The 25973-nt window shown below is 36.3% G+C and carries 18 protein-coding genes and 1 riboswitch; of the genes, 11 read left to right on the plus strand and 7 right to left on the minus strand.

Annotated elements, in window-relative coordinates; genetic code table 11:
* Position 1: 1 nt before the first annotated feature.
* The 4 genes from RV15_RS12790 to RV15_RS12805 form a co-directional block, all read right to left on the minus strand.
* Complete coding sequence (locus tag RV15_RS12790; RefSeq protein ID WP_071878418.1) at positions 2 to 550, minus strand: metallophosphoesterase family protein; 549 nt, start codon at positions 548 to 550, stop codon at positions 2 to 4.
* Between the two features lie 118 nt (positions 551 to 668).
* Positions 669 to 1409 (minus strand): amino acid ABC transporter ATP-binding protein, encoded by a 741-nt coding sequence (locus RV15_RS12795; RefSeq protein WP_071878419.1) that lies wholly within the window; start codon positions 1407 to 1409, stop codon positions 669 to 671.
* 65 nt (positions 1410 to 1474) lie between these two features.
* Positions 1475 to 3058 carry an ABC transporter permease subunit gene (locus RV15_RS12800; protein ID WP_071878420.1) on the minus strand — a complete coding sequence of 528 codons (1584 nt, stop codon included), beginning with the start codon at positions 3056 to 3058 and terminating at the stop codon, positions 1475 to 1477.
* Between the two features lie 396 nt (positions 3059 to 3454).
* Positions 3455 to 3626: riboswitch (Lysine riboswitch) on the minus strand.
* A 285-nt stretch (positions 3627 to 3911) separates the two neighbouring features.
* Complete coding sequence (locus RV15_RS12805; protein ID WP_071878421.1) at positions 3912 to 5780, minus strand: Ig-like domain-containing protein; 1869 nt, start codon at positions 5778 to 5780, stop codon at positions 3912 to 3914.
* A 1000-nt stretch (positions 5781 to 6780) separates the two neighbouring features.
* Here RV15_RS12805 and RV15_RS12810 point away from each other — a divergent pair.
* On the plus strand, positions 6781 to 7587 hold the full coding sequence (locus RV15_RS12810) for a WxL domain-containing protein (RefSeq protein WP_071878422.1): 807 nt from the start codon (positions 6781 to 6783) through the stop codon (positions 7585 to 7587).
* Positions 7588 to 7704: 117 nt separating this feature from the next.
* On the opposite strand, the gene RV15_RS18980 is transcribed toward RV15_RS12810, so the two are convergent.
* From RV15_RS18980 to RV15_RS12830, 3 genes are all read right to left on the minus strand, one after another.
* Positions 7705 to 8682: an Ig-like domain-containing protein gene (locus RV15_RS18980; protein WP_071878423.1), complete on the minus strand. Its 978-nt coding sequence runs from the start codon at positions 8680 to 8682 to the stop codon at positions 7705 to 7707.
* Between the two features lie 919 nt (positions 8683 to 9601).
* On the minus strand, positions 9602 to 11377 hold the full coding sequence (locus tag RV15_RS12825; RefSeq protein ID WP_071878443.1) for an ABC transporter ATP-binding protein: 1776 nt from the start codon (positions 11375 to 11377) through the stop codon (positions 9602 to 9604).
* Positions 11377 to 13119: an ABC transporter ATP-binding protein gene (locus RV15_RS12830; RefSeq protein WP_071878425.1), complete on the minus strand. Its 1743-nt coding sequence runs from the start codon at positions 13117 to 13119 to the stop codon at positions 11377 to 11379. Before RV15_RS12830 ends, RV15_RS12825 begins: the two co-directional genes overlap by 1 nt.
* Positions 13120 to 13217: 98 nt before the next feature.
* Between RV15_RS12830 and RV15_RS12835 the strand changes: the two genes are divergently transcribed.
* From RV15_RS12835 to licT (RV15_RS12880), 10 genes are all read left to right on the plus strand, one after another.
* On the plus strand, positions 13218 to 13985 hold the full coding sequence (locus tag RV15_RS12835; protein ID WP_071878426.1) for a MerR family transcriptional regulator: 768 nt from the start codon (positions 13218 to 13220) through the stop codon (positions 13983 to 13985).
* A 73-nt stretch (positions 13986 to 14058) separates the two neighbouring features.
* Positions 14059 to 14391 (plus strand): thioredoxin family protein, encoded by a 333-nt coding sequence (locus tag RV15_RS12840; RefSeq protein ID WP_071878427.1) that lies wholly within the window; start codon positions 14059 to 14061, stop codon positions 14389 to 14391.
* A gap of 218 nt (positions 14392 to 14609) precedes the next feature.
* A complete protein-coding gene (licT, locus tag RV15_RS12845) occupies positions 14610 to 15446 on the plus strand; it encodes a BglG family transcription antiterminator LicT (RefSeq protein WP_071878428.1) in 837 nt (278 codons plus the stop codon).
* Between the two features lie 108 nt (positions 15447 to 15554).
* Positions 15555 to 17447, plus strand: a complete 1893-nt coding sequence (locus tag RV15_RS12850; RefSeq protein WP_071878429.1) for a beta-glucoside-specific PTS transporter subunit IIABC — start codon at positions 15555 to 15557, stop codon at positions 17445 to 17447.
* Entirely contained in the window at positions 17444 to 18868 is a 1425-nt protein-coding gene (locus RV15_RS12855) for a 6-phospho-beta-glucosidase (RefSeq protein WP_071878430.1), read from the plus strand. Before RV15_RS12850 ends, RV15_RS12855 begins: the two co-directional genes overlap by 4 nt.
* 114 nt (positions 18869 to 18982) lie before the next feature.
* The gene (locus RV15_RS12860) at positions 18983 to 20317 is read left to right on the plus strand and encodes a metallophosphoesterase (protein ID WP_071878444.1); all 1335 of its coding nucleotides are present in this window, start codon (positions 18983 to 18985) and stop codon (positions 20315 to 20317) included.
* Positions 20318 to 20559: 242 nt separating this feature from the next.
* Positions 20560 to 20937 carry an OsmC family protein gene (locus RV15_RS12865; protein WP_071878431.1) on the plus strand — a complete coding sequence of 126 codons (378 nt, stop codon included), beginning with the start codon at positions 20560 to 20562 and terminating at the stop codon, positions 20935 to 20937.
* Positions 20938 to 20966: 29 nt separating this feature from the next.
* Positions 20967 to 22607, plus strand: a complete 1641-nt coding sequence (locus tag RV15_RS12870) for a peptide ABC transporter substrate-binding protein (RefSeq protein ID WP_071878432.1) — start codon at positions 20967 to 20969, stop codon at positions 22605 to 22607.
* A 177-nt stretch (positions 22608 to 22784) separates the two neighbouring features.
* Positions 22785 to 24731 (plus strand): heavy metal translocating P-type ATPase, encoded by a 1947-nt coding sequence (locus RV15_RS12875; protein WP_071878433.1) that lies wholly within the window; start codon positions 22785 to 22787, stop codon positions 24729 to 24731.
* A gap of 354 nt (positions 24732 to 25085) precedes the next feature.
* A complete protein-coding gene (gene licT / locus RV15_RS12880) occupies positions 25086 to 25919 on the plus strand; it encodes a BglG family transcription antiterminator LicT (RefSeq protein ID WP_071878434.1) in 834 nt (277 codons plus the stop codon).
* Positions 25920 to 25973 lie beyond the last annotated feature (54 nt).

Here is a 25973-nt window from a genome sequence, read left to right on the forward strand (position 1 = left end):
TTTACAGCATACGGCTTCCAATTATATGGAATCGTCTGGTCATTTTTTTCAAGACATTAGCAATCAGTATTTGCTGGGAACTAGCTTCTCGAGGATAGTTTTCTGTTTCTAAATTAAATTGCCCTTTTTTAGGAGCTGTACCTGTGAGAATTCTATTAAATTCTTCTAGTCCTTCATCGAATTCGTGATTGCCCAGTGTTCCAAAATCAAAGTTCATTTTATTCATTACCTTGATTGTAGGTTCATCTTGAAGCAAACTGGAATTCACTGGACTGCTGCCAACCATATCGCCTGCTTGAACTCTCATGGATAAGCCTTCGGGGAATTGGTTGATAAAGTTATTTTTTTCCTGTGCTAAGTTGCTAGATAGTGAAGCAGCTTCTGAAAGTGCACCGTGAAAATCATTAGTGCCTAAAAATTGAACAGAGAGCATACTCGATTTGGTTTGTTGTTCACTTATTGACTCCTCAGCCTGAACCACATTTGGTGCAAATGAATAAGCCAAACAAAGTGAAGTGAGCAATAGCAACAATTTTTTTCTAGTTTTCATTTTTATCATCTCCTATAGAGAAATATAACGTAAGTTATACTTGCTTGCTATCACAAAAAACATCCATCAGAATTAGCTATTCGTGCTAAAGTCTGATGGATGTTTACGTTAGAAAATTTTAGTTTTGAGATAAAATCCGATGTAAAAATTCTTTGGTCCGCTCTTCTTTTGGATGAACAAAAATATCTTCTGAAGTGCCTTCTTCTGCAATCACACCTTTGTCCATAAAGATCACACGATCGGACACTTCTTTTGCAAATTCCATTTCATGGGTCACAATGATCATCGTTAACCCTGTATGAGCTAAATCCTTCATTGTTTTTAATACTTCACCGACCATTTCAGGATCAAGAGCTGAAGTTGGTTCATCAAATAACATCACATCAGGATTCATAGATAACGCACGAGCAATGGCTACACGTTGTTTTTGTCCACCAGAAAGCTGTGAGGGTTTTGCGTCGATAAAACGTTCCATACCAACTTTCTTCAGATTTTCTAAAGCGATTTTTCGAGCTTCCTCTTTGCCACGCTTTAAAACAGTTAGCTGTCCAGAGGTACAATTTTCTAAAACATTCATATTATTGAATAAGTTAAACGATTGGAAAACCATCCCTAAATGTGTACGATATTTTGGTAAATTATAACCACGTTCTAAGACATTTTCACCATTGTAGATAATTTTACCGCCAGTTGGTTTTTCTAATAAATTGATGCAACGTAAAAGAGTAGATTTACCAGAACCAGAAGAACCGATGATGGTTACAACTTCGCCTTTAGTTACCGTCACATTGATATCTTTTAAAACTTCATTTTCACCGAAACTTTTTCTTAAGTGCTCGACGTCAATAATTGTATTCATCACTATTTCCTCCTATAGTTAAAAGTTAAACAAATCTGTGGAGCAGGATTTATTTGCACAGCTAACTAGCTTTCTTTTATATTTTCTGTTTCTTCTAATTTTACATAAGCAGAAGGTCCATCCATTTTTTTCTCAACGACACGTAAGATACGTGTGATTGCATATGTCATGATCAAATACATGATCCCAACGATCGTAAATGTTTGGAAGAATTGAAAGTTCGCGCCAGATGCAGAATTTCCTTGGAAGAATAGGTCAGCCACACCGATAACACTCAAAACAGCTGTATCTTTAATATTGATAACAAATTCATTACCAGTTGCTGGTAAAATATTGCGTAATACTTGAGGCACTATAACTTTACGCATCGTTTGTCCATGAGTCATTCCGATTGCTTGTGCTGCTTCAAATTGACCTGGATCAACAGCAAAGATTCCGCCGCGGACGATTTCAGACATATAAGCACCTGTATTAATAGAAACAATAAACAATGCTGCAACCGTTCGATCTAGAGAAATCCCAAAAGCTAAGGCTAAACCATAGAAGATGACCATGGCTTGTACCATCATAGGTGTGCCACGAAAGACTTCAATATAAATTGAAAGCAAGGCGTTGCCTAATTTTTGGAAGAAACGTTTCATTTTATTTTCAGATTCTGGAATCGTACGAACGACTCCAATCAATAAACCTAAAGCTGTTCCGACAAATGTCCCAATCAACGCGATAAATAAGGTTAAACCTGCACCACGTAAGAACATACCGCCGTATTGATCCCAGATGTTTTTAAAATCAGCTAAAACCCCTGATTTTTCACTATCACTTGTTTCAGCAGCTGGTTGATCTTTGACTGCTTGATCCATTATTTTGGTACGTTCTTCTGAAGAAATACCAGATAAAAGCTGGTTGACTTTGGCGATGGCTGGATCAGCTTTCCGCATACCAACTGCGATTTGAACATCTTCGGCATTTGTTTGGAAGCTATTCTCTTTAGCAAATTCCAGCATTTCTAAATCCTTATTGACGCTTGTAGCAGTCACACCTTCAGGTCGTTCGCTAACATAGCCATCGATCATGCCAGAGGCTAAAGCAGTTCTCATAGCAGAGAAATTATCCATCGCTTGTTGTTTATTCACACCAGGAATTTGATCGATCACACTATAATGGAATGTATTTAGTTGTGCCGTGATTTTGGCACCGGATAAATCGTTCAAGTTCTTTGCATCTGCAAACTTGCCTTTTTTCTGAACGACGACCACTAATTGTGATTCGTAGTAAGGATCAGTAAAATCAATTTCTTTGCGGCGTTCTGCAGTGGGGCTCATTCCAGCAATGATTGCATCAATTTTGCCAGATTGCAGAGCAGGAGCTAAACCATCCCATTTTGTTTGAACAATCACTAGTTTTTTATCCAAACCATCCGCGATTTTTTTAGCGATTTGGACATCGTATCCTCCTGCATAAGAAGAATTTCCTTGTATCGGTACGGCACCATGTGCGTCTGTTTTTTGAGACCAGTTAAATGGTGCATAACCAGCCTCCATTCCGACACGGAATTCTCCGTTTGTTTCTGCTTGACTAAATACCGGTGCACAGAACACACTTAAAATGATTGCAAATAGTAATCCTAATGAAAATGATTTTTTGTTCATTTCTTTCTTCCTTTCTTTTTAATGTAATTGGAATAATTTCTGTTGATTTACTTGTCTAATTTTCTGTCAGAGCAAAACGAGTTCGTTCCACTTTTCATAGATCCAGCTGCACGAACTAGCTCTTCGGAAAAAAGATGAATATTGCTGGTGACAAATAGCATCACAATCAATATTCCCTATTTTTCTGTCAGAGCAAAACGAGTCCGTTCCACTTTTCGTAGATCCAGCTGCACAAGTCAGCTCTTTCGGCAAATAGAGAAACTGACTTCGCAGATAAAGAGCATCTTTGAGTAAGTTTCCTAATTTGCTCAAGAGCTAAACGACTTGTTCCGCTTTTCATACAAAAAACAACCATACAAAAATGCATGGTTGCCTACTATCGTCAGGTACTCTCAACAAAAACATAGCGCAACTTAGCATCACTACTAAGACAGTCCGTAAGTTGTTCGCTTACGTCCCAACATATAACAGGGAGGCTGTTATACATTTCGGCGATTTTTCCTAGACTTGCTTCAATGTGTCCTCGCACTCCACAAGCTTAATAAAAATCGCAACCTCTACCTCAATTTGAGGTACTATTTAATTAGTTGATTCGAGTATAGATTGTACGTTATTTGAAGATAAAAGTCAACGTTAGGCTATGCAAAAGTGAGTACAATATTGTGTTACTTAAAATCTCTTGAAAATAGTCTCTTTATTAAGCTTATCATCATTATCTTGGTGCTAAAGAAAAATTTAGCTCAAAAAGCTCAAATGAGTTAAGAAAAGTAATATAAATCACTACACAAAAAATAGAGTGGAAAATCCACTCTATAAAAAGGGCCCCTTTTTTGCTTATTTCATGTTATATATTTTAAAATTGAGTACTTTTGCTAACTAAGAAATAGCCTATGACCATTTCAGGATTTTTCTTATCTACATACATGATAACAAGAGAGCTATTCTTTATTTTTCTCTCTATATTAACTGTATATGAATATTGGTACAATGGGTTATCTAATCTTAATGGTTGTAGGTTATAGACAGCATTTCCGTTAGCCACGTCCATTTCACCAATTTTTAAATCATATGATGAGTTAGCTCTAGGCATGTAGACAACAGCGTGTGCATTTACAGCATCGCCGGATTTCGATTCAAATGTATTTTTTAAAGTTAATTGAGAGAAATATTGACCTTGTTTAGCGGGAAGTGTCAATTTGATCGGTTGTAAGCCGTCTGTTACTGTAACAGTAATAACTTTCTCGATTTCACCGAAATTGGTTACTGACATTATTGAAATTTCAGTTGTGCCGGCCTTTATTCCTGTGATTTTACCATTATCATCAACAGTGGCAATAGTTTCATCGTTGGAGTCCCAGAATAATTCTTTATCTGTTGTATTTTCAGGTAGAACAGATGCTTTAAGTGTTATTGATTTTCCTAAGGCAACTTCTACATTTTCTTTTTCAACCACGATTTCTTTAGGCGCAACTTCTTTTACAATAACATCGATATATTTTTTGATTTTCCCATCAGCTGTTACAACATCAATTCTTGTAGAACCAGGGTTTTCTCCTGTGATCCGTCCGTTGGCATCAACTGTGGCGATCCCTTCATCGATTGTGCCCCAGCGTAATTGTTTATTTGTTGTATTTTCAGGTAGAACAGACGCTTTAAGATTCATAGAGTCTCCTACATTCAATTCTACTTTGCTTTTTTCAACTACGATATCTTTAGGGATTACTTCATTTGTTACCGTAACTTCAATATATTTAGTGATTTTTCCATCATCAGTTGTGACATCAATAATGGTTACACCAGAGCCTGTCCCAGTAATTTTTCCGTTTTCATCGACAGTAGCAATTAGATCGGCAACGCTATCCCAATGTAATTTTTTGTTTGTTGCATTTACTGGTAAAACAGTAGCTTTAAAGTCTGTAGTTTCGCCAATGTTTAACGTTACTTTTTCTTTTTCAACTTGAATGTCCTGAGCTTCGATAGGTGTATCTAAGTGTTCAGAGACAAAATCAAAATATTCTGCATTCAGTTTCGTACCGTAATTATAATAAGTGGAAGCATAAGCAACTACACCAATAACTTGTTGTTGATCATTGTAAATTGGAGAACCAGATTGTCCACCCATTACATCCATATCAAAATTAATTCTTGTTTTTGTTTCTCCAACGACTTGTCCAAAAGCTTCCCATAACGTTGCCCACTCTTTATCACTAGGGTAACCAGAAGTAGTAACAGCAGTACCTGTTCCAACTGTATCTGTTAAAACAAAAGGCATTGGTGCAACAACATCGCCTATGCTTTTTCCATTAGCGGGTTCAATCGTGATAACTGCGATGTCACTATCAGGACTTTTCGTATCAAGATAGTTTTGAGGAATGAAAACCTCTTTAATTTTAAATTTACCGTAAGGCAAAACGGCACCAGTTCTACCAGGAGCAACAAAGACACTGTCTTTATTCAGATCATTACGAACGTTGCTAACAACATGGGCTGCAGTCAATATAGTATTCTTCCCAATGACTGTTCCTGACCCCCAAGCTCCGTCAGCTGCGATAAATGTAGTACTTTGATAAGGGGCAAGTTTGCCATCTGTAATTTGAAGACGATCATCAGAACCGATGATTGTTCTGCTTTCGATTTCTAAAGCGTGTGTTTCAGGAGCAAAACTAACAATAGATGCTCCCAATAAAAAAATACCAAGTAAACCTAATTTTAAATTTTTCAAAATAAGTAATTCCTTTCCTTTTTGAATCTTCAGTCTAGTGTTTATAAAACAGTAGCTAGAGAAAGTATAGTATATTATAAAAATAATATCAATATAAAAAATATTTATTTGTTATAATTTTTCTTTTAACCAGAAACAAGTATACTATTTTTATTTAATTGTTGTTTAAATAGAAATAATAATTCACTATATTAATAAATAAGTGGACAGTAGAGTAGAATAGGCATTAAAAAGAACAAGTCATCGTTGAGTTTAGGACTTTATTCAATAAAACGACATAGCTGGATAAACTTAAAAGGGAAGAGTCTCTAAAAAGATGAAAACGAGCTGATAGTCGATTGTATAAAGTCCAGTGGGAAAATATAGCTCCTAATATTATCAAGGAGGAAGAAGAACTTTATATGATCAGAGATGCCATAAGTCGGATAATAAGAAAGCTCAAAAAAAGAACGTATCGAAAGTTAGCAGAAACCAGAAAATAAACAAGAAAATTCCGGTAAACTTATCAATCAAAAAAATATGTTTAATACCCGAGAAAACTACACAAGGAATTTCGATAACACGATGAAGTTGTGTTTGAGTAGGGGAATGAAGCACAATAGGCCAGTATATCTGTTTTTTAGTCCCCATTCTTAGTGCTTTAAGCAAATAAACAAATAAGGACAAATTTAAAATGATAGTCAATCTATTCAATCTTTAGCCCGAACCACGAGACCGAAACTTTGTGAGCAACTCTATATCTTGTTGGGATCTTTTGGATCGTTTTTTATGTAGATGATTCTGATGGCTGTTTTGGTTAAGAAAACAGTAATTAATTCATAAATCATTTATTGGAGATGGAATAAAAAAACATATAATTAAATGTGTTATATTTTAAAATTTTATTTTTTATATCTTAATTCAAGATATATATCGTTTTTGATGTAAAAAAACATTCACATTTTAACTTTATTTTGGTATGATTATTATGTATTATAGTAAATTGAAAAAGGAGAAGAAAATGAGAAAAAAAAAGTTGATAAAACAGTTGGTAACGGCTTCATTTTGTGCAAGTGTAATTCTGTGTCCCATGATAGGGTCGGCAGAAGACCTGGTAGCCAGTCAAGATGTCACGACAAAGGTAGTTGATGGTACTATCACCGTCAATGCAAAAAATATAAAACTATCCTTTCAAGATATTAAATATGGAGACAAGAAGACGCACTATATCTATCCAATAGTCGATAAGGAAAGTATTAGTAGATCAGATCAAGAAACGGTTATACCAACGGTAAATCCTTATAGCGGAGAAATCCCAGTAGTTCCGCCAGAACCTTGGTATCCTTGGAAAGATGTTATGATGACAGTAACGAATAATAAGACGAGTGCTCCTGATTTTAAAGTTACATTAAAACGCAGTGGATTTACTCATGAAAAATCTGGCAAAGAAATGACAGGTGCTGATTTATACATGGGGAAATTCCATGATAGTTTAGATTTTAAAGGGGAAAAACGCTCTAAAAATACTGGTGAGGCTGATAAATATTGGCTGGCTGAATATGTTACTTTAGAGAAAGACAGTTCCGCTTTGATTGCTGATTATCGAGGTGAGGCAGCAATTGGTGAACATTGGCTCTCACCGTTCCAAGTTCCTGAAACGGATGAAGATGGTTATAGAAATAATCCGTATCCTGGAGGATATATTCCGGGAGAGGAAGTCTATCAAGAAAAAAATATTTCATTGGGGATCGATGCTAATACTAAAATTCCAACAGCTGGCTCTTATGTAACAACGTTAACTTGGTCTGTGGAACAAACACCAGGATAAATTGTATTGAATAAAATATTTAAACAATAGCAAAAGTCTGTAGCGAAAATCACTGTTGATTTTCACTACAGACTTAGCTTTTGTCTAATTTAGGTTAAATTAGATGAAGAGTAAAAATTAGCGTTGTTTAACGATAAAGTAATCTTTTACAATTGTTGGATTTTTCTTATCTACGTACATAATAACCATTTTACTATTATCTAATTTGCGATCTACATTTACATCATATAGTGTTTGAATCATCGGACGACCTAATGTCAATGATTGAACATTATACACGCCAGTTCCATTAAGAAAATCTAGTTCACCGATTTTTAAATCATACATAGTATTTTGTTTATTTAAATGGAAAAGAATATGAGGTGTTCCATCTGGAATACCTTTCATTTCAAACGTCTCTTTTATATCTTGTTTAGAAAAATATAATCCGTTTGTTGCTGGAAATTTTAAGTTTGCTGCTTGCAATTTCTTTTTAACTGTAACAGTGATTTGTTTTTCAATTTCACCAAAGTTAGTCACAGATAATACTGAAATTTCAGTTGTTCCTTCTTTTTTACCTGTAATTTTACCATTATCATCAACAGCAACAATCGATTCATCCATTGAAACCCAGAATAATTCTTTGTCTGTTGCATTGGCAGGTAAAACAGAAGCTTTAAGTGTTACTGAGTTGCCTAAATTTAATTCTACATTTTCTTTGTCAACAACGATTTCTTGAGGCGCAACTTCGTTTACGGTAACATCGATATACTTAACGATTTTTCCATCTGCTGTTCTTACGTCGATACTTGTAGAACCAGGGTTTACACCAGTAATGCGTCCATTGGCATCTACTACAGCAATGCCTTCATCCGTTGTATCCCAAAGTAACTGCTTGTTTGTTGCATTGGCAGGTAAAACAGAAGCTTTAAGTGTTACAGAATCTCCTGCATCTAGTTCTACGTTGTCTTCAACAACGATTTCTTGAGGTGCCACGTCAATAGAATCAGAAACATTAACGTTCTTATCTACTGCTGAAGCTGATTCTGGCGCTAAAACAGCTAGAGATGTTCCTAATAAAACAATACCAATTAAACCTAATCTAAAATTTTTCAAAATACATAATTCCTTTCCCATTTAAGGTTATAGTCTACTATTTATAGAACAGTAGCTGAGAAAATTATAATATAAATATAAAAAAAAAGCAATAAAGAAAAGATGGAATCATCTAATGAATGATTAATATCTCAGCTAAAAACTTTTATTATCGCTGAAAAATAAATAATAATTCCATATACTGATTGTTATAAACAAGTAGGCAGGAGATGAAAATTATAAATAAAAAAGGATCAAGCAACAAGGGAATTTTGGGCTGTGTTCAACAAATTAGCTTGATTGAATAAGTGCACGATGGAATAAGTTTTGAAAAAGTATAAACCCTCAGAACCTCATTGTATTGAGTCAATTGGGAAAACTTTCGATCCAAATATGACATGGGCCACCATTCGTAAGATAACGAAAAAGCTTATAAAAAAATGCTTGATCGAAGCTACCAAAATACTAAAAGCAAAAAAGAAATCGACTTTTAGTTCACCAAACAAGGTCAAAAGGTCTTAATATTCATGAGCAACTTCACGAATTAACGAAAGAGCCAGATGATCATTGTCGATGTTCCAATACAATATCCCTATGTAGAAGAAAGTAAATATGAAAAAAGAGAAGAAAATGCGCTGAACTATCGTGACCAATTCATAAAAAAACTCGATTATTCCAAATTAATCGATGCTTATTATGAAATAACTATTGGTTCCTCAATTCTGTCACGATTGTTCCTTGTGAAAAAAACATCAGATGAGCGAAGTAAATGAGTTGTTGAGCAGCTCGATGTTACTAGAACCGACAGATGATCTAGGCAGTTTTGGTTCTGATTATATAGGATGGTGAGGATATTTTGAATGGGCCGAGACAAAAATGTTTATTCAAATATAAAGCCCGAAACAAAACGGATCTTTTGTTTCGGGCTCTTTTTTAACGCTCATGTTTGCTGAAACTGACTATTATAAAGAGATGCATACAACGAAGGTTTCGCCAACAATTCTTGATGATTGCCTTTTTCCACAATATCGCCATCTTTCATCACTAAAATCAAATCAGCATTTTCAATCGTAGACAAACGGTGCGCAATCACAAAGCTTGTTCGATTATTTGTCACTTCATCCATCGCTTTTTGGATGTGGGCTTCTGTTCTAGTATCCACACTTGAGGTAGCTTCATCCAAAATAACTACAGGAGGATTTGCCAAAATAATTCTGGCAATTGTCAATAACTGTTGTTGCCCTTGTGACAGTGAGCCGTTTTCACTTGAAATGATCGAATCATAACCGTTAGGCAATGTCCGAATAAAGTGATCACATTGGGCAATTTTGGCAGCTTCGATGATCTCTTCTCGTGTCGCATCCATGCGTCCATACGCGATATTCTCCGCAATCGTTCCTTCAAATAGCCACGTATTTTGTAAAACCATTCCGAACATTGCACGTAGATTTGTTCTTGAAAGGTCTGTGATATTTACGCCATCAAAGGTGATTCGACCACCATTTAATTCATAAAAACGCATCAATAAGTTTACTAACGTTGTTTTACCAGCACCAGTTGGTCCAACAATTGCCACCATTTGTTTCGGCTTAACGGTAAAATCAACTTGTTTCATCAATATTTTTTCTTTAGTATAACCAAACTGAACCTGATCAAAAGCAATAGCGCCAGTGGGTTGCTCGATGATTTGTAGGTTTGCTTTTTCTGGAACATCGTCCTTCGCATCTAAAATCTCAAAAATCCGATCAACAGCAGCTAGTGCTGCTTGAATCGAGTTAATGACATAAGAAGCTGTAGAAATCGGTTCAGAAACTTGATTGATATATTGTAGATAAGCTTGAAGTAACCCAATCGTGATTCCGCCTTGTAAGACTAAGAAGGCACCAATGATAGCACTGACGATAAACGCTAATTGATTGATCAAACGAATCGCTGGATAAATCGCAAAGTTCATAAATTGAGCACTTAAAAATGCTTTGTAATGCTTTTGGTTCGTTTCTGAAATGACGTTTTTGGCATGTTCTTGTTGGTTGAAGGTTTTTGTCACTAAATTCCCAGATAAAAACTCTTCTGTTTTATTATTTAAAATCCCAAGTTCGGCTTGACTTGCTTCTGCTAGTTTTTTATTTTTATTGGCAATTTTACTTGTTAAGAATGAGCTTCCAGCAATCAGTAAAACCACAATTAGGGTTAATTTGACATCAATGTAAAACAACATGATTCCAGCAAAAAGAATGGTTGAGATTGATGTAAAGAATTGATTGATCCCTGTTAAGAAAACTTGTGATAATTGATTTAAACTGGTTGTTGTTCGGCTTAGGATATCGCCTACTTGATGTTGATCAAAGAACGCCATCGGTAAAGATTTGAATTTTTTTGTGACTTCTTTTCTGACTCTTAATGTGATTCGTTCGCTTAAAGAAGCCATGACACGTTCTTGGATATAAGACATCGCGCTGCTTAGGATTGAAAAGACGATCAAGATCAAAACAGGCGCCAGCAAAGCCTCTTGAACCATTGGAAACGTGATCTGACCGACACCATGGTTTTTGACTAGCATAAGCAAATCATCAATGGCGATCCCCATAATGAACGGCATAGCGATGATTAAGGCATTTCCAACCAAACTACATAGAATCAAACCAAAAAATATCGGACGTTCAGGTCGAATCAATTGAAAGAATCGTTTTAATGTTTGTTTATTTAAATTTTCCATCATGACTGTGCTCCTTCCATGATAATCCCTTGTGAGCGGGCAAACTCTTGGTATGTTTTATTCCTTTGTAACAGTTGACTGTGCGTTCCTTGACCAACGATTTTACCTTCATCTAAAACGATAATCGTATCAGCTTGTTGGATCGTACTTAATCGTTGAGCGACAATCAGCAAGGTTTTATCGGACATTTCTTCTTTCAATGCCAGTCTTAATGCAGCATCGGTTTGATAATCAAGGGCTGAAAAACTATCGTCAAAAATATAAATATCTGCAGGCTTGATCAAAGCACGAGCAATACACAAACGTTGTCTTTGACCACCAGAGAAGTTGGTTCCGCCTTGCGCTACAAAAGAATCGTAGCCTTCTTCTAACGTTTCAATATAAGAAGTGAGTTGAGCAATTTTAGCAGCTCGATCCATATCGGCTTTCGTTGCTTCAGGATAGCCCATCAATAAATTGCTCTTAATGGTTCCGCTAAATAAAAAGGCTTTTTGAGGAACGTAACTGATTTTAGAACGTAGCTTTTCTTGCGTAACATTTCTGATGTCCACGCCATCAATTAAAATCGCACCTTCGGAGACATCGCTAAGTCTTAACAGTAATTTGGCAACTGTACTCTTACCAGAACCTGTACCCCCAACGATCGCGGTTGTTTTTCCTTTTGGAATACTGAAATGGATATCCTCTAAAACGGGCTCATCCGCTTGATCATAACTGAATGTTACGTGATTTAAATCGATCAAGGTATCTTGAGATTCAGTTTTTTCAAGTAAAACAGGCTGATCAGTATCAAGAATTTGGTCTTGGGTATTCAAGATTTCTTCGATTCTTTTTACTGAAGCAAGCGATCTAGGTAACATTACTAACACCATTGCTGCAATCATCAAATAAGCAAGTGTTAGTAAAGAATATTCAACGACGGCTGAAACAGTACCAATTTGCAAGGTACCAAGTGCCACGAAGTTTCCACCAAACCATAAGATAGAAGAGAAAACCACACCCATTAACAAGAAGGCGACTGGCGTAATAAACGCAAAAATACTATTTACGCGAATCATGCCATTTGCATAGTCAGAAAATGTTTTATTTGTCCGTTTTTCTTCATACTCTTGATTGTTAAAGGCTCGAATCATATTGATTCCAGTGAAAAATTCACGTAAAGTCACAATGATTTTGTCCATTTTAGGTTGGATCAATAAGGAAAGAGGGGTCCCTTTTTTCATCAAAATATAGACGATCACCCCAAAAGCGACGATTGCAATTAGTGGTACTAAAGCTAATGTTGCTGAGTAAGTGAATGTCATATATAGTGAGAATACTGCAATGATCGGTGCAGGTAAAATCAATTGCAGGAACAACACGATTATTTGTTGAATATTATCAACGTCATTCGTCATTCTTGTCAGCAGGGAACCTGTTCCAAAATGATCTGCGTCTTTAATGGAAAATGTTTGAAGTTTATCAAAAAATAGTTCCCGTGTTTCTAAACCAAATTTAGCGGCTACTTTAGCAGAAAGATAACTTCCAGCAATTGCTGAGAGCGCACCAAATAAAGCCATTGCGAGCATTTTAAGCCCAATCGTTTTGATAGATTGTTCATCGCCGTGAGCAATTCCCACGTCGATCAATTGAGCTACGAGTAACGGTACACCAAGTGTCCCAATAATTTGTAAACACAAACTAATAACTGTCGCTAAAATAAGTATCCTATTCTTTTTAATGAAAAACTGAATGATCTTCATATAATTTCCTCCTTTTCAAGACTCAAAGGGAATTCTACACCTTCAAGTTACTTGAATGTCAATGCTTTTTGTTTATAATTGAAATCAGAGGTGAGATGATGGAAAAAGAGAAGTTATTAACTGTAGGACAAGTGGCTGAAATCATGAAATTACCAAAATCAAAGATCCGTTATTGGGATGATATGAATCTACTGACATCCTCTAGAAATCGGCATAATGGCTATCGACTATTTGATATGGAGGATATTCTGACAATCAGTGATATTGATTTTTACCGTAAACTCGATATCCCCATCAACAAAATGACAAATCTTTATCGAAAATCACCAGAGGAATTATGGACTATATTAGATGAAACAGAAACACGAGTGGCTACAGAATTAGCTGAACTGGAGAAAAGACAACAAGGGATCAAACATAGGAAAGATCAATTGTTGCATTTGATTGAGTTGAAAGAAAAAGAATTTGTTGATGAGCCATTAGACGTGGAACGAATTATTCCAATTGATTTAAAAGATCCCAATGAATTGCAGACTTATATCGATAATCCTTCTAGTTTAGTCATCTATATCGAGGATGGTTGTGAAAAAGAAATCACCTATGGGTTTGCAGTCACAGCAAAAGAATTTGTAGAAGAAGAGACGATTTGGCAAAAAATAGAGCAACCAAAGTATTCATACAAACAATTTCTACTGACGATCAAGTCAGATAATCCGTTGGAAAATAATTTCCAATCGATGAAAGCAAAATTGGCGAAACAAGGCTATCAAACTGGCACGCTAGTTGGGCGCTATATCATGACAGCAGAAGATCAAGACGGATTTTATAGAGATTTTTACAAAGCATGGATTGAAGTGAATAGGTAAGGTTGGGCATAAAAATCGTAATCTTGCTAAGAAGGTGCTATGATTTAGCCAATCGCAAAAGGATGATCAGCCAATGGAAAAATTACAAACAATTCAAGAGGTAGTGACCTTTATCAATGAAAATCATCTTGCGTTCTTATATGTCTCGCAAGAAGATTGTTCGGTGTGTCATGCACTTAGACCTAAATTGACCGAGCTATTAAAACACTATCCTAAAATCAAACTAAGAGAAGTGGAAGCGGATAAAGTCAAAGTAATTTCAGCTGAATATTTGATTTTTTCAGCCCCAACCTTACTTTTTTTCGTCGATGGAAAAGAGTATCTTCGTGAAGGAAAGTTTGTTCAGTTTAAAAAATTAACCGACGCAATCGAGCAAATTTATTCATTTGAAGAAAATAAGGGATAGATCAAATTCAGTAAATTCAGGCGTTTAAGTAATGTGCGAGGAAGTTTGTTGTCAAAATGTAAGCGTACTATTGACAAAGAAAATAAGTCGTTGTATACTTTGGTCAACGGATCGTTACTGGTTAAGCAGGCGTGACCTCACACATTACTTTTTTTGGTGATGTTTGATATGGTCAGGTCTTTTTTCGTTTTTCAAGTCAAGAACAGGAGATAATTTCAATGAAAGTACTGAAAGTTTTTAATAATAATGTTTCTTTGGTTTTAAATGATGACAACATCGAAGAAATCATTATGGGCAAAGGCGTCGGCTTCAACAAGCGTGAAGGTGATGTGATCGATTCAGCTCGGATTGAAAAAAGATTTGTTCTTGAAGGTAATAATTCCGTTAGTAACTTAGATAATCTGCTTGCACGAATCGATATTGAAGATATTGAACTGGCCAGTGATATTATTCAATTAGGCGAAGCAGAATTAGAACAATCGATCGATGATTCCATTTTACTGACATTGTCCGATCATATCGGTTTTGTCTTAAATCGAGCCGCGGAAGGTTTACAAATGCGTTCACCACTAGAATGGGACATCAAACAGATTTACACAAAAGAATATGCATTTGCATTAAAAGCCGTTCAGATGATGCGGGAGAAAACAGGTATTGAGATTCCAAATCAAGAAGCAGCTTTTATTACCCTTCATTTTGTCAATGCCTATAACTCTACTAGCAATATGAACGAAACGATGCTGACAACCAAAATCATTCAAAGCATTATTGATATTATTAAATATCACTATGGCAAAGAATACGATGAAACATCCTATGATTTTACTCGTTTCATTACCCATATTCGTTACTTTGTCAAAAGACAGCTAGATAAAGAAGTTTCATCAAATGAGGATTCGTCCTTGATCAATCTAATTGCTGTGAAATACGAACAAGATTATCAGTGTGCAGTTAAAATCAAAACATTTTTGAAACAACAATACGATTGGACGATTTCAAATGATGAATTGATGTACTTAACCCTTCACTTAAATCGCTTATCAAGCAATCAATAGGATCGTTACTGGTTAAGCAGGCGTGACCTAAGAAAAACACTTAGTTTCTAAGTGTTTCTTAGGTCACTTTTTTTATAAAAAAATGAATCAAAGAGAGGAACTATCATCATGCGTTATGAAGAAGAAAGTAAAAAAATTATCGAACTTGTCGGCGGCAAGTCGAACATCAATAGTTTAGTTCACTGTGCCACACGTTTAAGATTTAGTTTGAAAAACACGAAAAAAGCAGACAAAGAATCATTGGAAAAATTGCCATATGTGATGTCAGTAGTCAACAGCGGCGGCCAATACCAAGTCGTGATTGGCAGTAAAGTACCAGATTATTATGCGGCAATCCAATCGCTCGCTGACTTAAACGAAGATGCACCAAAGACGGAGAAAAAACTAAGTTTCAATTATGTATTTGAAGTAATCTCGGGTGCCTTTTCACCACTGATTCCAGCAATGGCAGGATCAGGAATGATCAAAGCCGTATTAACGATTTTAGTTGAAATGAAACTTTTAGCCGATACTAGTTCAACCTATATGGTCTTAAGTGCGGCAAGTAATGCGATCTTTTACTTCTTACCTGTTTTCTTAGGAATCACGTTGACTAAAAAAATCGGCGGTAACATGTATGTAGGTGGGGTGATCGGTGCAGCATTACTAGAACCGTCATTTACTGGCATGATCGGTCAGGAAAAACTAGATTTTCTAGGGATCAATTTAAATGTTGTTGATTATGCAACGACCATTTTCCCAATTTTTGTAGCAATTTTTATTTACTCATTCGTGGATAAATTCTTACGAAAAATTATATTTAGAGACCTGCAATTATTTGCCGTACCAATGTTTAGTTTGATGATCATGGTGCCATTGACTGCATTACTTTTCGGTCCATTTGGAACGGTCATTGGGGATGCGTTATCACAAGCTGTTATGTGGTTGATCGGTAAAAGTGCGTTGCTTTCAGGAATCGTTTTAGGTGGCGGAATGCCGTTTATGGTGATGTTTGGCTTGCATTGGGGCTTTTCGCCAATCACGCTTGAAAACCTAACGGTAATGGGCGGTGACCCAATCGAAGGAATGGCTGTTGCGGCTGTTTTTGCTCAAATTGGGATCGCAATTGGTTTTTACTTGAAATCTAAAAAACATTCAAAAATGAAAGCTTTAGCTGGACCTTTAGCATTAACTGGTTTATTTGCAGGAGTAACAGAACCAATCGTATACGGCTTGATTTTAAGATACAAACGCTTATTACCGATCGTAGCGATTTCTGGTGCGATTGGTGGCGCAATTTGTGGTGTGACAGGTGTGACCATGAATGCGTATGTATTCCATAATATTTTCTCTATTCCAGTTTATACACCAAAAGTTGGTTACTTCATCGGAGTAGGTTCTGCGTTGATTGCAGGAGCAGTCTTGACGTATTTCTTCGGTGTCAAAGAAGATGAAATGACCGATTTCTTACCTGAAACAGATCAAGGGGAAGATGATTTTCAAGAAACAACTGTTGAAATGTCAGCCAATGTCGAAAGTACAACTGAAACGGTTGTTTATGCACCACTTGCAGGTACAGTAATTCCATTAAAAGAAGTTGACGATGATGTATTTTCTAGTGAAATTGCAGGTAAAGGCGTTGCGATTATCCCAACAGATAATAAAGTTGTCGCACCATTTGACGGAACCGTGGTCGCAATTTTTCCGTCAAAACATGCGATTGGTTTGAAATCACATGGCGGTAGCGAATTGTTGATCCACATTGGCATTAATACAGTTAATTTAAATGGTGAACATTTTGAAACAAAAGTTGAAATGGGCGATACGATCACACGTGGTCAAACATTGCTAGTCTTTGATCGCGAAGCAATTGAACAAGCTGGTTACGCGATGACATCACCTGTTATTTTGACGGATGCGCCAAGTATGGAAACTTTAAACATCATCAATGATAGCGACAGCGTAACGCCCGCAACACAATTATTTGTTGTAGGCTCAAGCAAGGAGGATACGAATCAATGAGAAACGATTTCTTATGGGGCGGTGCAGTAGCTGCCCATCAAGTTGAAGGCGGCTTTAATCAAGGCGGCAAAGGCGTAAGTATTGCGGATGTGATGACGGCTGGTTCAAAAGATCATGCTAGAGAAATTACAGACGGTATTATAGAAGGAAAATTTTATCCCAACCATGAAGCAATCGATTTTTATGGCCATTATCAAGAAGATATTCAGTTATTTGCTGAAATGGGCTTTAAATGTCTAAGAACGAGCATTGCCTGGACGAGAATTTTTCCAAATGGGGATGAACAAGAACCGAACGAAGCGGGTCTCGCTTTTTACGATGAGTTGTTTGATGAATTATTGGAACATGGGATCGAGCCGGTAATAACGTTGTCTCACTTTGAAATGCCCTATCATTTAGTGAAACAGTATGGCGGCTGGCGCAGTCGTGAACTGATCGGCTTTTTCACTAAATTTGCTGTAACTGTGATGAAGCGCTACAAAGATAAAGTAAAATATTGGATGACCTTTAATGAAATCAACAATCAACGAATCTTAGAAAATCCAATTTATTCATTTACCAATTCAGGTATTCTTTATCAAGCGGGTGAAGACAAATTAAAAACGATGTATCAAGCGGCACATTATCAATTTGTAGCAGGTGCGATCACAGTTGCTGAAGGGAAAAAAATCAATCCAGATTTTCAGATCGGATGTATGTTAGCTGCAACACCGAATTATCCTTTGACAAGTGATCCAAGTGATATCATTGCAGCACAACAAGAAGATGAGAAACAGTTATTTTTCACGGATGTCCAAGTAAGAGGAAACTATCCTCGCTGGGCAATCAAAGAGTGGGAAAGAAACGGCTATGAACTGGATATTACTGAGCGAGATCTACAGTTGCTAAAAGCTGGAACAGTCGATTATATTGGTATCAGCTACTATTTAAGCAACACGATTTCAACACGACCGGAAGCAGTTCGTTTAGACGATGACCTCCTTGGCGATAGCTCGCTTGTAGAAAATCCTTATGTAAGTATGACTGAATGGGGCTGGTCGATCGACCCTGCTGGCTTACGTCATTATCTAAACCTATTAAGTAATCGTTATGAACGGCCAATCTTTATCGTAGAAAATGGATTTGGCTATGCTGATACTTTAGTTGAAGAGAAAGTCCACGATGTAGAAAGAATCGATTTTCTTACTCAGCATATTAAAGAAATGAAAAAAGCAATCGAGATAGATGGAGTAGATGTTTTAGGTTACACGGTTTGGGGCTGTATCGATCCGATTTCATTTACGACAGGTGAAATGCGTAAACGTTATGGTTTCATTTATGTCGATCGTGATAATCAAGGGAACGGCTCGTTGAAACGAATCAAAAAAGATTCCTTTGATTGGTACAAACAGTTGATCCAAACAAATGGAGCAGAACTATAAACAATTCTATAGAAGTAACTCTCACTGTATTTTAGTAAATTAAAAACAGTGAGAGCTTTTTTGTGTGAAAAAGCATAAAATAGAAGGGAACAATAGAGAATGGGGAATGAAGGCATGAGAAAAAAAATCAGATTCGCTTTACTGAGTATAATTGTTGTATTAGCTGCAGTCATTTATTTGGGGCAGAATCAAGAGCAGCAAGAAGAAACCCTATTTAAAAAGGAAGCTATCGAATTTTGGGTGATCAGTGATCCACACTATATTGATAAAAGTTTAACGGATTCAGGCTTAGCCTTCAAAAAAATCAAACAGACCGCGGCAGGAAAAGAACTTGATTATCAAAAAGAGAGCTGGCAGGCCTTTATCAAAAAAGCCATGGAACAAAAACCAGATATGCTGATCATTACAGGTGATTTAACGTTAAATGGTGAAAAAATCAGTGCTGAAAAGCTGGCTGAATTACTGAAACAACTAACAAACGAAGGCATCAACGTTTTTGTGATTCCAGGAAATCATGATGTCAACGATGGCTGGGCTAGAAAATTTGTTGGTGATCAGCAGGAAAAAACGGATCCGATTTCGATTGCTGATTTTAAAGAAATATTTGCTGATTCTGGGTATCAAAATGCCACGAACTACGACAAAAATTCATTAAGTTATTCAGTCGCAGTCAATCAACAGTATAATTTTCTTTTTCTAGATTCCAATATATATCCCGAAGACAATCAACCGCAAACAAGTCCCACAACAGGTGGAACGATTCGTGGTAAAACAATGAAATGGGTCAAAAAACAATTAGAAAAAGCCAAACAAGAGAAGAAAAAAACGCTCGTTTTCATGCATCATAATATATACGCCCACAACAAACTATTATCAAGTGGTTTTGTCCTTAATAATGCGGATGAATTTAAGCAAGTCTTAGCAGAGTACCAAGTGCCGATTGTTTTTTCAGGCCATATCCATGCTCAAGATATCATGACAGAAACAACGGACGACCATCCACTAACTGAAATCGTGTCCAGCTCTTTTTCGATTGCACCTCAAGCATACGGTGTAGTGAAACTAAAGGGAAATTCATTTGATTATCAAAAAAAAGCAAATACGCATTCAGTTGCCAACTTAGAAAATTATTCGCAATACATCAAAGAACTTTTTATTAACGATGGAAAGAGCTTAGGGTACAGTCAATTGATTGATGCAGGATTATCTGATAGTAAAAAATTGGATATTGCCGCTGAATTTGTAGGACAGGTAAATTATCGCTTTTTCTCTGGGGATGATTTTATTACGGATAATGAAGTGGAGAAAATCAAAGCAGAAGCTGGTTATCAAATCATCTCTGAGAATAGCAAATTTTTAAAAGAATACATTGATTCAATCATCCAAGATAAAAATCAAGAAGATAATCGATTGAAAAAGGATTTTGACGAATGTACTCTTAGCAGATAAGGTTTGGGCAATGGCGCTTATTTTTGGGTGAGTTGCTTTTAACCCTACCGTTTATCTGGATTTTATGTGACTGGGATCTGACTCACAAGAGTGATAGCCTGGTCACATTTTTTTATTGATAGCTTTTGGTTATCATACCTGGGAATAAACTATTATCAGTTTCTGCTATTTTGTACTATCATAATAAGATAAAGAAAACGCTATGAAAATAAACGATAAAATAAAGCAGAGGAGCGGAAAAAATGGAATTAATTTCAGGGGAAAAGGGATTTGAATTGGTACATGAAAGTGGTAACTGGTTACTAAAAAAAGATATCGGTTTTTCGCCAGTTGAACTATTAGTTGCATCTATTGGTGCATGTGGAGCCTATGTTTATGAAAAAATATTAACGAATTCTCACATTGATTTTACTATTGAAAAGGTAGATATCTCTTATGAACGAGCAGAAGATAAACAAGCGAAACCTTTAAGCCGCGTTGTAATTGATTTTTCGATCCATGTTTCGGAAGAGGCGCAAGGAAAAGCTGAGCGAGCATTGAAACTGATTGGCAAGAATTGTCCAGTCATGCAATCGCTAGATCCAGAAATAGCGGTTGTTGAAAATGTGAATTTTGTTTAGTTTAGTATCCAGTATTGAGGAGGAAAGAGATGAAAAAGTTTTTTGCAATTAGCGCATTGGCACTTTTGATTTTTGTGACAGGTTGTAATCCAGCCAATAAAACGGAATCAAATGAATCAAAAAAAGCAATCGTTCATTTTACTGAGCCAGCAGAGCTACTGACACTTGATACCACACAAGAAGAAGATTTCACTAGTTTCAATGCCCAAAATCAAGTCCTTGAAGGGCTTTACCAATTAAATGAAAAAGATGAAGCAATTCCAGCTGTAGCCAAAGAACTACCAGAAATCAGCGAAGATAAACAAACGTATACGATTGCTTTAAGGAACGATGCAAAATGGTCAAATGGTGACCCTGTTACTGCTAAGGACTTTTTATATGCCTGGAGACGAGCCGTCACACCGGAAACAGCACCATCATATGCTAGTTTGTTTGTTGCTTCAATCAAAAATGCAGATGCCATTTATCAAGGAAAAATGAAACCGGATCAACTTGGAGTAGAAGCGCCAGATGAGCATACGCTAGTGATCCATTTAATCAAACCAACTCCTTATTTTACGTCTTTACTGACATTTGAAACATTTTTCCCAATCAACCAAACATTTGCTGAAAAACAAGGCAGTGACTACGGAACATCAGCTAACACAACTCTTTATAATGGCCCCTTTACTCTAGAAGGCTGGGAACAAAATTCTGATACTTGGACATACGTCAAAAATCCAAAGTATTGGGACGTGAAGAATGTGAAGGTTGATGCAATTCAAACGACCGTTGTAAAATCAACCAGTACAGCCGTTAATTTATATCAAACGGATGAGTTAGATCGAGTTATATTAGATGGAGAATTTTCTAAACAATATAAAAATGATCCAGATTTTCAAAACCAAAATGACACAAAAATGGGTTATCTACGTTTTAATCAAGGACCCAATAAACCATTGGAAAATGCTCACTTACGCAAAGCAATCTCTTTAGCAATTGATCGTGATACCTTTGTAAAAAACATTTTGGGAGATGGTTCTATTGCCGCAACAGGCTTTGTTCCTCAAGATTTTGTTCAAAATCCTAAAACAGGGGAAGATTTCCGTAAAGAAAGTGGTGTTCAGAAAAAATTTGATAAAGCCGAGGCGCAAAAAGCCTATGAACAAGCGCAAAAAGAACTAAATAAAAAAGAAATCAGCTTAGTCTATTTGGCTAAAGATACGGATACAGAGAAGAAAACAGCCGAATATTTAGCAAATCAAATTGCTGAAGTGTTGCCGAATATCAAATTTGAAATTACTACATTACCAAGCAATAACTTACAAGAACGCTATTTATCAGGTGACTATGATATTGCTTTTGGTCAGTGGATGCCTGATTTTAAAGATGCCATCACATTTTTAGATATGTTTGCTTCGACCTCTGGCTTAAATCACATCAATTATAAAAATCCAGCATATGATCAGCTAATTCAAGCGGCTACTGAAACAGATGCGGCAAATGAAGAAAAAAGATGGTCAGATTTATTGCAGGCAGAACACTTATTATTAGCAGAGGATTACGCGATTGCACCGATTTATCAGCAACAAACAGCATTATTGCAAAAGAAAAATATCAGTGGCGTTGTGAAACATAGTTTTGGCTCGCCTTATAGTTTTAAATACATTCAAGTGAAAGAAACAGACTAAATATAGACTTAGAGCAAAGCGTAAAATACTTTGCTTTTTTTTTTGCCCAAAAAATCAGTTTTTACTTGACATATGATTGAACGTTCATGTATTATGAATATATGATATATGAACGAATAATCATATGAAAAGCAAAGTGTATCTTTTCAGAAAACACTCAAAAGGAGGAAATATAAAATGGACACAACAAAAACCCATGATCACAGTTGCTCGGACGAAAAAGGTCATGACCACAGCCATGGTCACAGTCATAGCCATGGGAAATCTCCTGTCGTTTTATTTTTTACAGGATTGGCAATTTTCATCGTTGCATTTTTTATCAATGAAGGGTCATTAGTACAGAATATTCTTTTCGTTAGTGCCATGTTATTATCTGGCTATCATATTATTTTAGAAGGTATCGTTGATACAATCAGTGAGTCAAAAGAGCAAAAAAAATTTATACCGAATGTTCATATTTTGATGACTTTAGCCGCATTTGGTGCGACGATCATCGGAAATTATGAAGAAGGCGCTTTGTTGATTATCATTTTTGCAGCTGCTCACTTTCTTGAAGAATATGCAGAAGGTCGTAGTAAAAGAGAAATTACAAATTTACTTAAAATGAACCCAACTGAAGCTCGTCTAATCCAAGCGGATGGTAGCGTTAAGACGGTGGATGTAGCGACACTAAAAATCGGTGATAAATTACAAGTATTAAATGGAGACCAAATCGCTACCGATGGCACTATTCTATCAGGTCGAACGTCGATTGATGAATCATCGATCAATGGTGAAAGTATTCCTAGAGAAAAAACAGTTGGCGATGAAGTGTTCGGCAGTACCATTAATGGTAATGGTGCGTTTACTATGGAAGTGACAAAAGACAGCAGTGATACAGTCTTTGCTAAAATTCTTCAATTAGTTAATCAGTCACAATCAAACCTATCAAAAACCGCTACTAAGATTCAAAAATTAGAACCTTATTATGTAACGATCGTCTTGATTTTGGTACCGATTTTTATCGCAGCAGGTCCATTTGTATTTAATTGGACATGGAACGAAAGTTTTTATCGCGGTATGGTATTTTTAATCTCCGCATCACCTTGTGCACTTGCGGCAAGTGCTGTTCCGGCAACCTTATCAGGCATTTCCAATTTAGCTAAACGAGGTGTTTTATTCAAAGGTGGTTCATTCTTAGCCAATTTAGCTACAATTAAATCCGTTGCTTTTGATAAAACTGGGACTTTGACTAAAGGAAAACCATCGGTTACTGATTTTTATTTCTTAAGCGATACAGCACAACTAACAGAACAAAAGTGTATCGATCTAATTGTGGCAATGGAAAAAACAGCTAACCACCCATTAGCTAATGCAATTTTAGCTAAATTTAAAGCAGGAACTGAACTAACTTTAACGGTTGAAAATGAAATTGGTAAAGGGCTTGTGACAGAATATCTTGGTGATACGTATCAAATCGGTAAACCGGAAATATTCAGTCTAGTCAATACCAAAATCAATGCTCATAATGAACAATACGCGAAGGAAGGCAAAACCGTTGTCTATTTTGCTAAAAATAATGAAGTCATTGGTTTGATCGCTATGATGGATGTACCAAATGAAAATGCCAAAACCGTGATTAGCTACCTGAAATCTCAAGGTATTCATACAACGATGATCACTGGAGATGCAGAGCTAACTGGACAAGCTGTCGGGCGCCAAATTGGGATCGATGAAGTGGTTGGAAATGTTTTGCCGGAAAATAAGGCAGCAATCATTAAAGACCAACAAGCTCGTTTTGGTAATGTAGCAATGCTAGGTGATGGAGTCAATGACGCTCCTGCTTTAGTAACGGCAGACATTGGCGTTGCAATGGGAGATGGAACGGATATTGCAATTGATGTTGCAGATGCTGTTTTGATGCAAAATGATTTAACGAAATTCAGCTATGCGCACAAGGTTTCTAAACGTTTAGATCGAGTGGTTTGGCAAAATATCATCTTTTCAATGTTTATTGTGGTTTTGTTGATCACATTGAATATTCTTGGGAAAATGGATATTACGATCGGTGTTATCGCACATGAAGGGAGTACGTTATTAGTTATTTTGAATGGATTACGATTACTGATTCCATCCAAAGAATAGCGAAAATGAGACCAAGATAAAAATGTATTGCCGCGAGAACCAAGTAGAGACTGTATGTTACTGTTTCTACTTGGTTCTCGCCGTTTATCCGGGCTTTATGTGGCTAGGATGTGACTCGCAGAGTTATGTCCTAGCCACCACTCTTTTTTTGTGTTTGGGATTTTTTTAGTATTGACAGCCCTTCCAATGTTTGCTATGCTAAGCATCAAGCAGTGGATGTTATTACTTTGGGTAAGCATGCCGCAGCGCTTTAATTTTTAGTTAACTGGATGTTATCACGAAAGTGAGCAGGACCTATTTGCACCGTTATTTAGCGACGGGTAAATGGGATTTTTTTGTAATCGGGGACTTATTATGATCATAAAACGAGTACTAAACAACAATACAGTCATTTCTAGCAATAGTAAGGGTGTTGAAGTTCTTTTAATGGGAAAAGGAATTGCTTTTGGGCAGAAAAAAGGTCAAACTGTTGATCTGGAACTGGTCGAAAAAACCTTTTTATTAAGAGATAAAGATACACAAAATAAATTTACAGAGCTATTGATCGATGTGCCGATGGAGCATATCTTGGTCGCAGAAAAAATTATCAATTTCGGTAAAATCAAGCTTGGAAAAAATTTAAGCGAAACAATCTACGTCAATCTGACGGACCATATTCATTCCGCGGTTGAGCGTTATCGAGATGGAATCATCTTGAAAAATCCCTTGCGATGGGATATCGAGCGTTTTTACCCAGACGAATATGCAGTAGGGGAAAAGGCAATGGAGATCGTTCGCAAAGAACTCGGAGTCGAATTTGTTATTGATGAAGCCGCATTTATTGCTATTCATTTTGTTAATGCGGAACAGTCTAAAAGTTTTGATCTAGCGTACGAAATCGCAGAAATCACTAAAAATATCGAAGATATCGTAAAAGAAGAATACAATACAGAATTTGATGAGTCATCTTTAGATTATTATCGATTTATAACCCACGTTAAATTTTTTGCCCAAAGGTTATTAATTGGAGAACATTATGAAGATGAGGATTCTGAGTTGCTTGATACACTCAAGAAAAAGTATGAACTAGAATATCGCTGTTCATTAAAAATCAGCGAATATGTTCAAAAGGCATTTGATTACTGCTTAAGCTCGACAGAGTTAGTGTATCTTACCGCACATATCAGAAGAATCACGAAAAATTTATAAGCAAATAGGATTGTTATCCGTTAGGAGCATGACCTAAAGCAGTACCCAAAAGCG

It is taken from the genome of Enterococcus silesiacus, from assembly GCF_001886225.1.
Lineage (GTDB): Bacteria > Bacillota > Bacilli > Lactobacillales > Enterococcaceae > Enterococcus_L > Enterococcus_L silesiacus.

Coding starts and splice junctions, on each gene's coding strand:
- RV15_RS12790 (WP_071878418.1), bottom strand. CDS start 550: ATGAAAACTAGAAAAAAATTGTTGCTATTGCTCACTTCACTTTGTTTG.
- RV15_RS12795 (WP_071878419.1), bottom strand. CDS start 1,409: ATGAATACAATTATTGACGTCGAGCACTTAAGAAAAAGTTTCGGTGAA.
- RV15_RS12800 (WP_071878420.1), bottom strand. CDS start 3,058: ATGAACAAAAAATCATTTTCATTAGGATTACTATTTGCAATCATTTTA.
- RV15_RS12810 (WP_071878422.1), top strand. CDS start 6,781: ATGAGAAAAAAAAAGTTGATAAAACAGTTGGTAACGGCTTCATTTTGT.
- RV15_RS12825 (WP_071878443.1), bottom strand. CDS start 11,377: ATGGAAAATTTAAATAAACAAACATTAAAACGATTCTTTCAATTGATT.
- RV15_RS12830 (WP_071878425.1), bottom strand. CDS start 13,119: ATGAAGATCATTCAGTTTTTCATTAAAAAGAATAGGATACTTATTTTA.
- RV15_RS12835 (WP_071878426.1), top strand. CDS start 13,218: ATGGAAAAAGAGAAGTTATTAACTGTAGGACAAGTGGCTGAAATCATG.
- RV15_RS12840 (WP_071878427.1), top strand. CDS start 14,059: ATGGAAAAATTACAAACAATTCAAGAGGTAGTGACCTTTATCAATGAA.
- licT (WP_071878428.1), top strand. CDS start 14,610: ATGAAAGTACTGAAAGTTTTTAATAATAATGTTTCTTTGGTTTTAAAT.
- RV15_RS12850 (WP_071878429.1), top strand. CDS start 15,555: ATGCGTTATGAAGAAGAAAGTAAAAAAATTATCGAACTTGTCGGCGGC.
- RV15_RS12855 (WP_071878430.1), top strand. CDS start 17,444: ATGAGAAACGATTTCTTATGGGGCGGTGCAGTAGCTGCCCATCAAGTT.
- RV15_RS12860 (WP_071878444.1), top strand. CDS start 18,983: ATGAGAAAAAAAATCAGATTCGCTTTACTGAGTATAATTGTTGTATTA.
- RV15_RS12865 (WP_071878431.1), top strand. CDS start 20,560: ATGGAATTAATTTCAGGGGAAAAGGGATTTGAATTGGTACATGAAAGT.
- RV15_RS12870 (WP_071878432.1), top strand. CDS start 20,967: ATGAAAAAGTTTTTTGCAATTAGCGCATTGGCACTTTTGATTTTTGTG.
- RV15_RS12875 (WP_071878433.1), top strand. CDS start 22,785: ATGGACACAACAAAAACCCATGATCACAGTTGCTCGGACGAAAAAGGT.
- licT (WP_071878434.1), top strand. CDS start 25,086: ATGATCATAAAACGAGTACTAAACAACAATACAGTCATTTCTAGCAAT.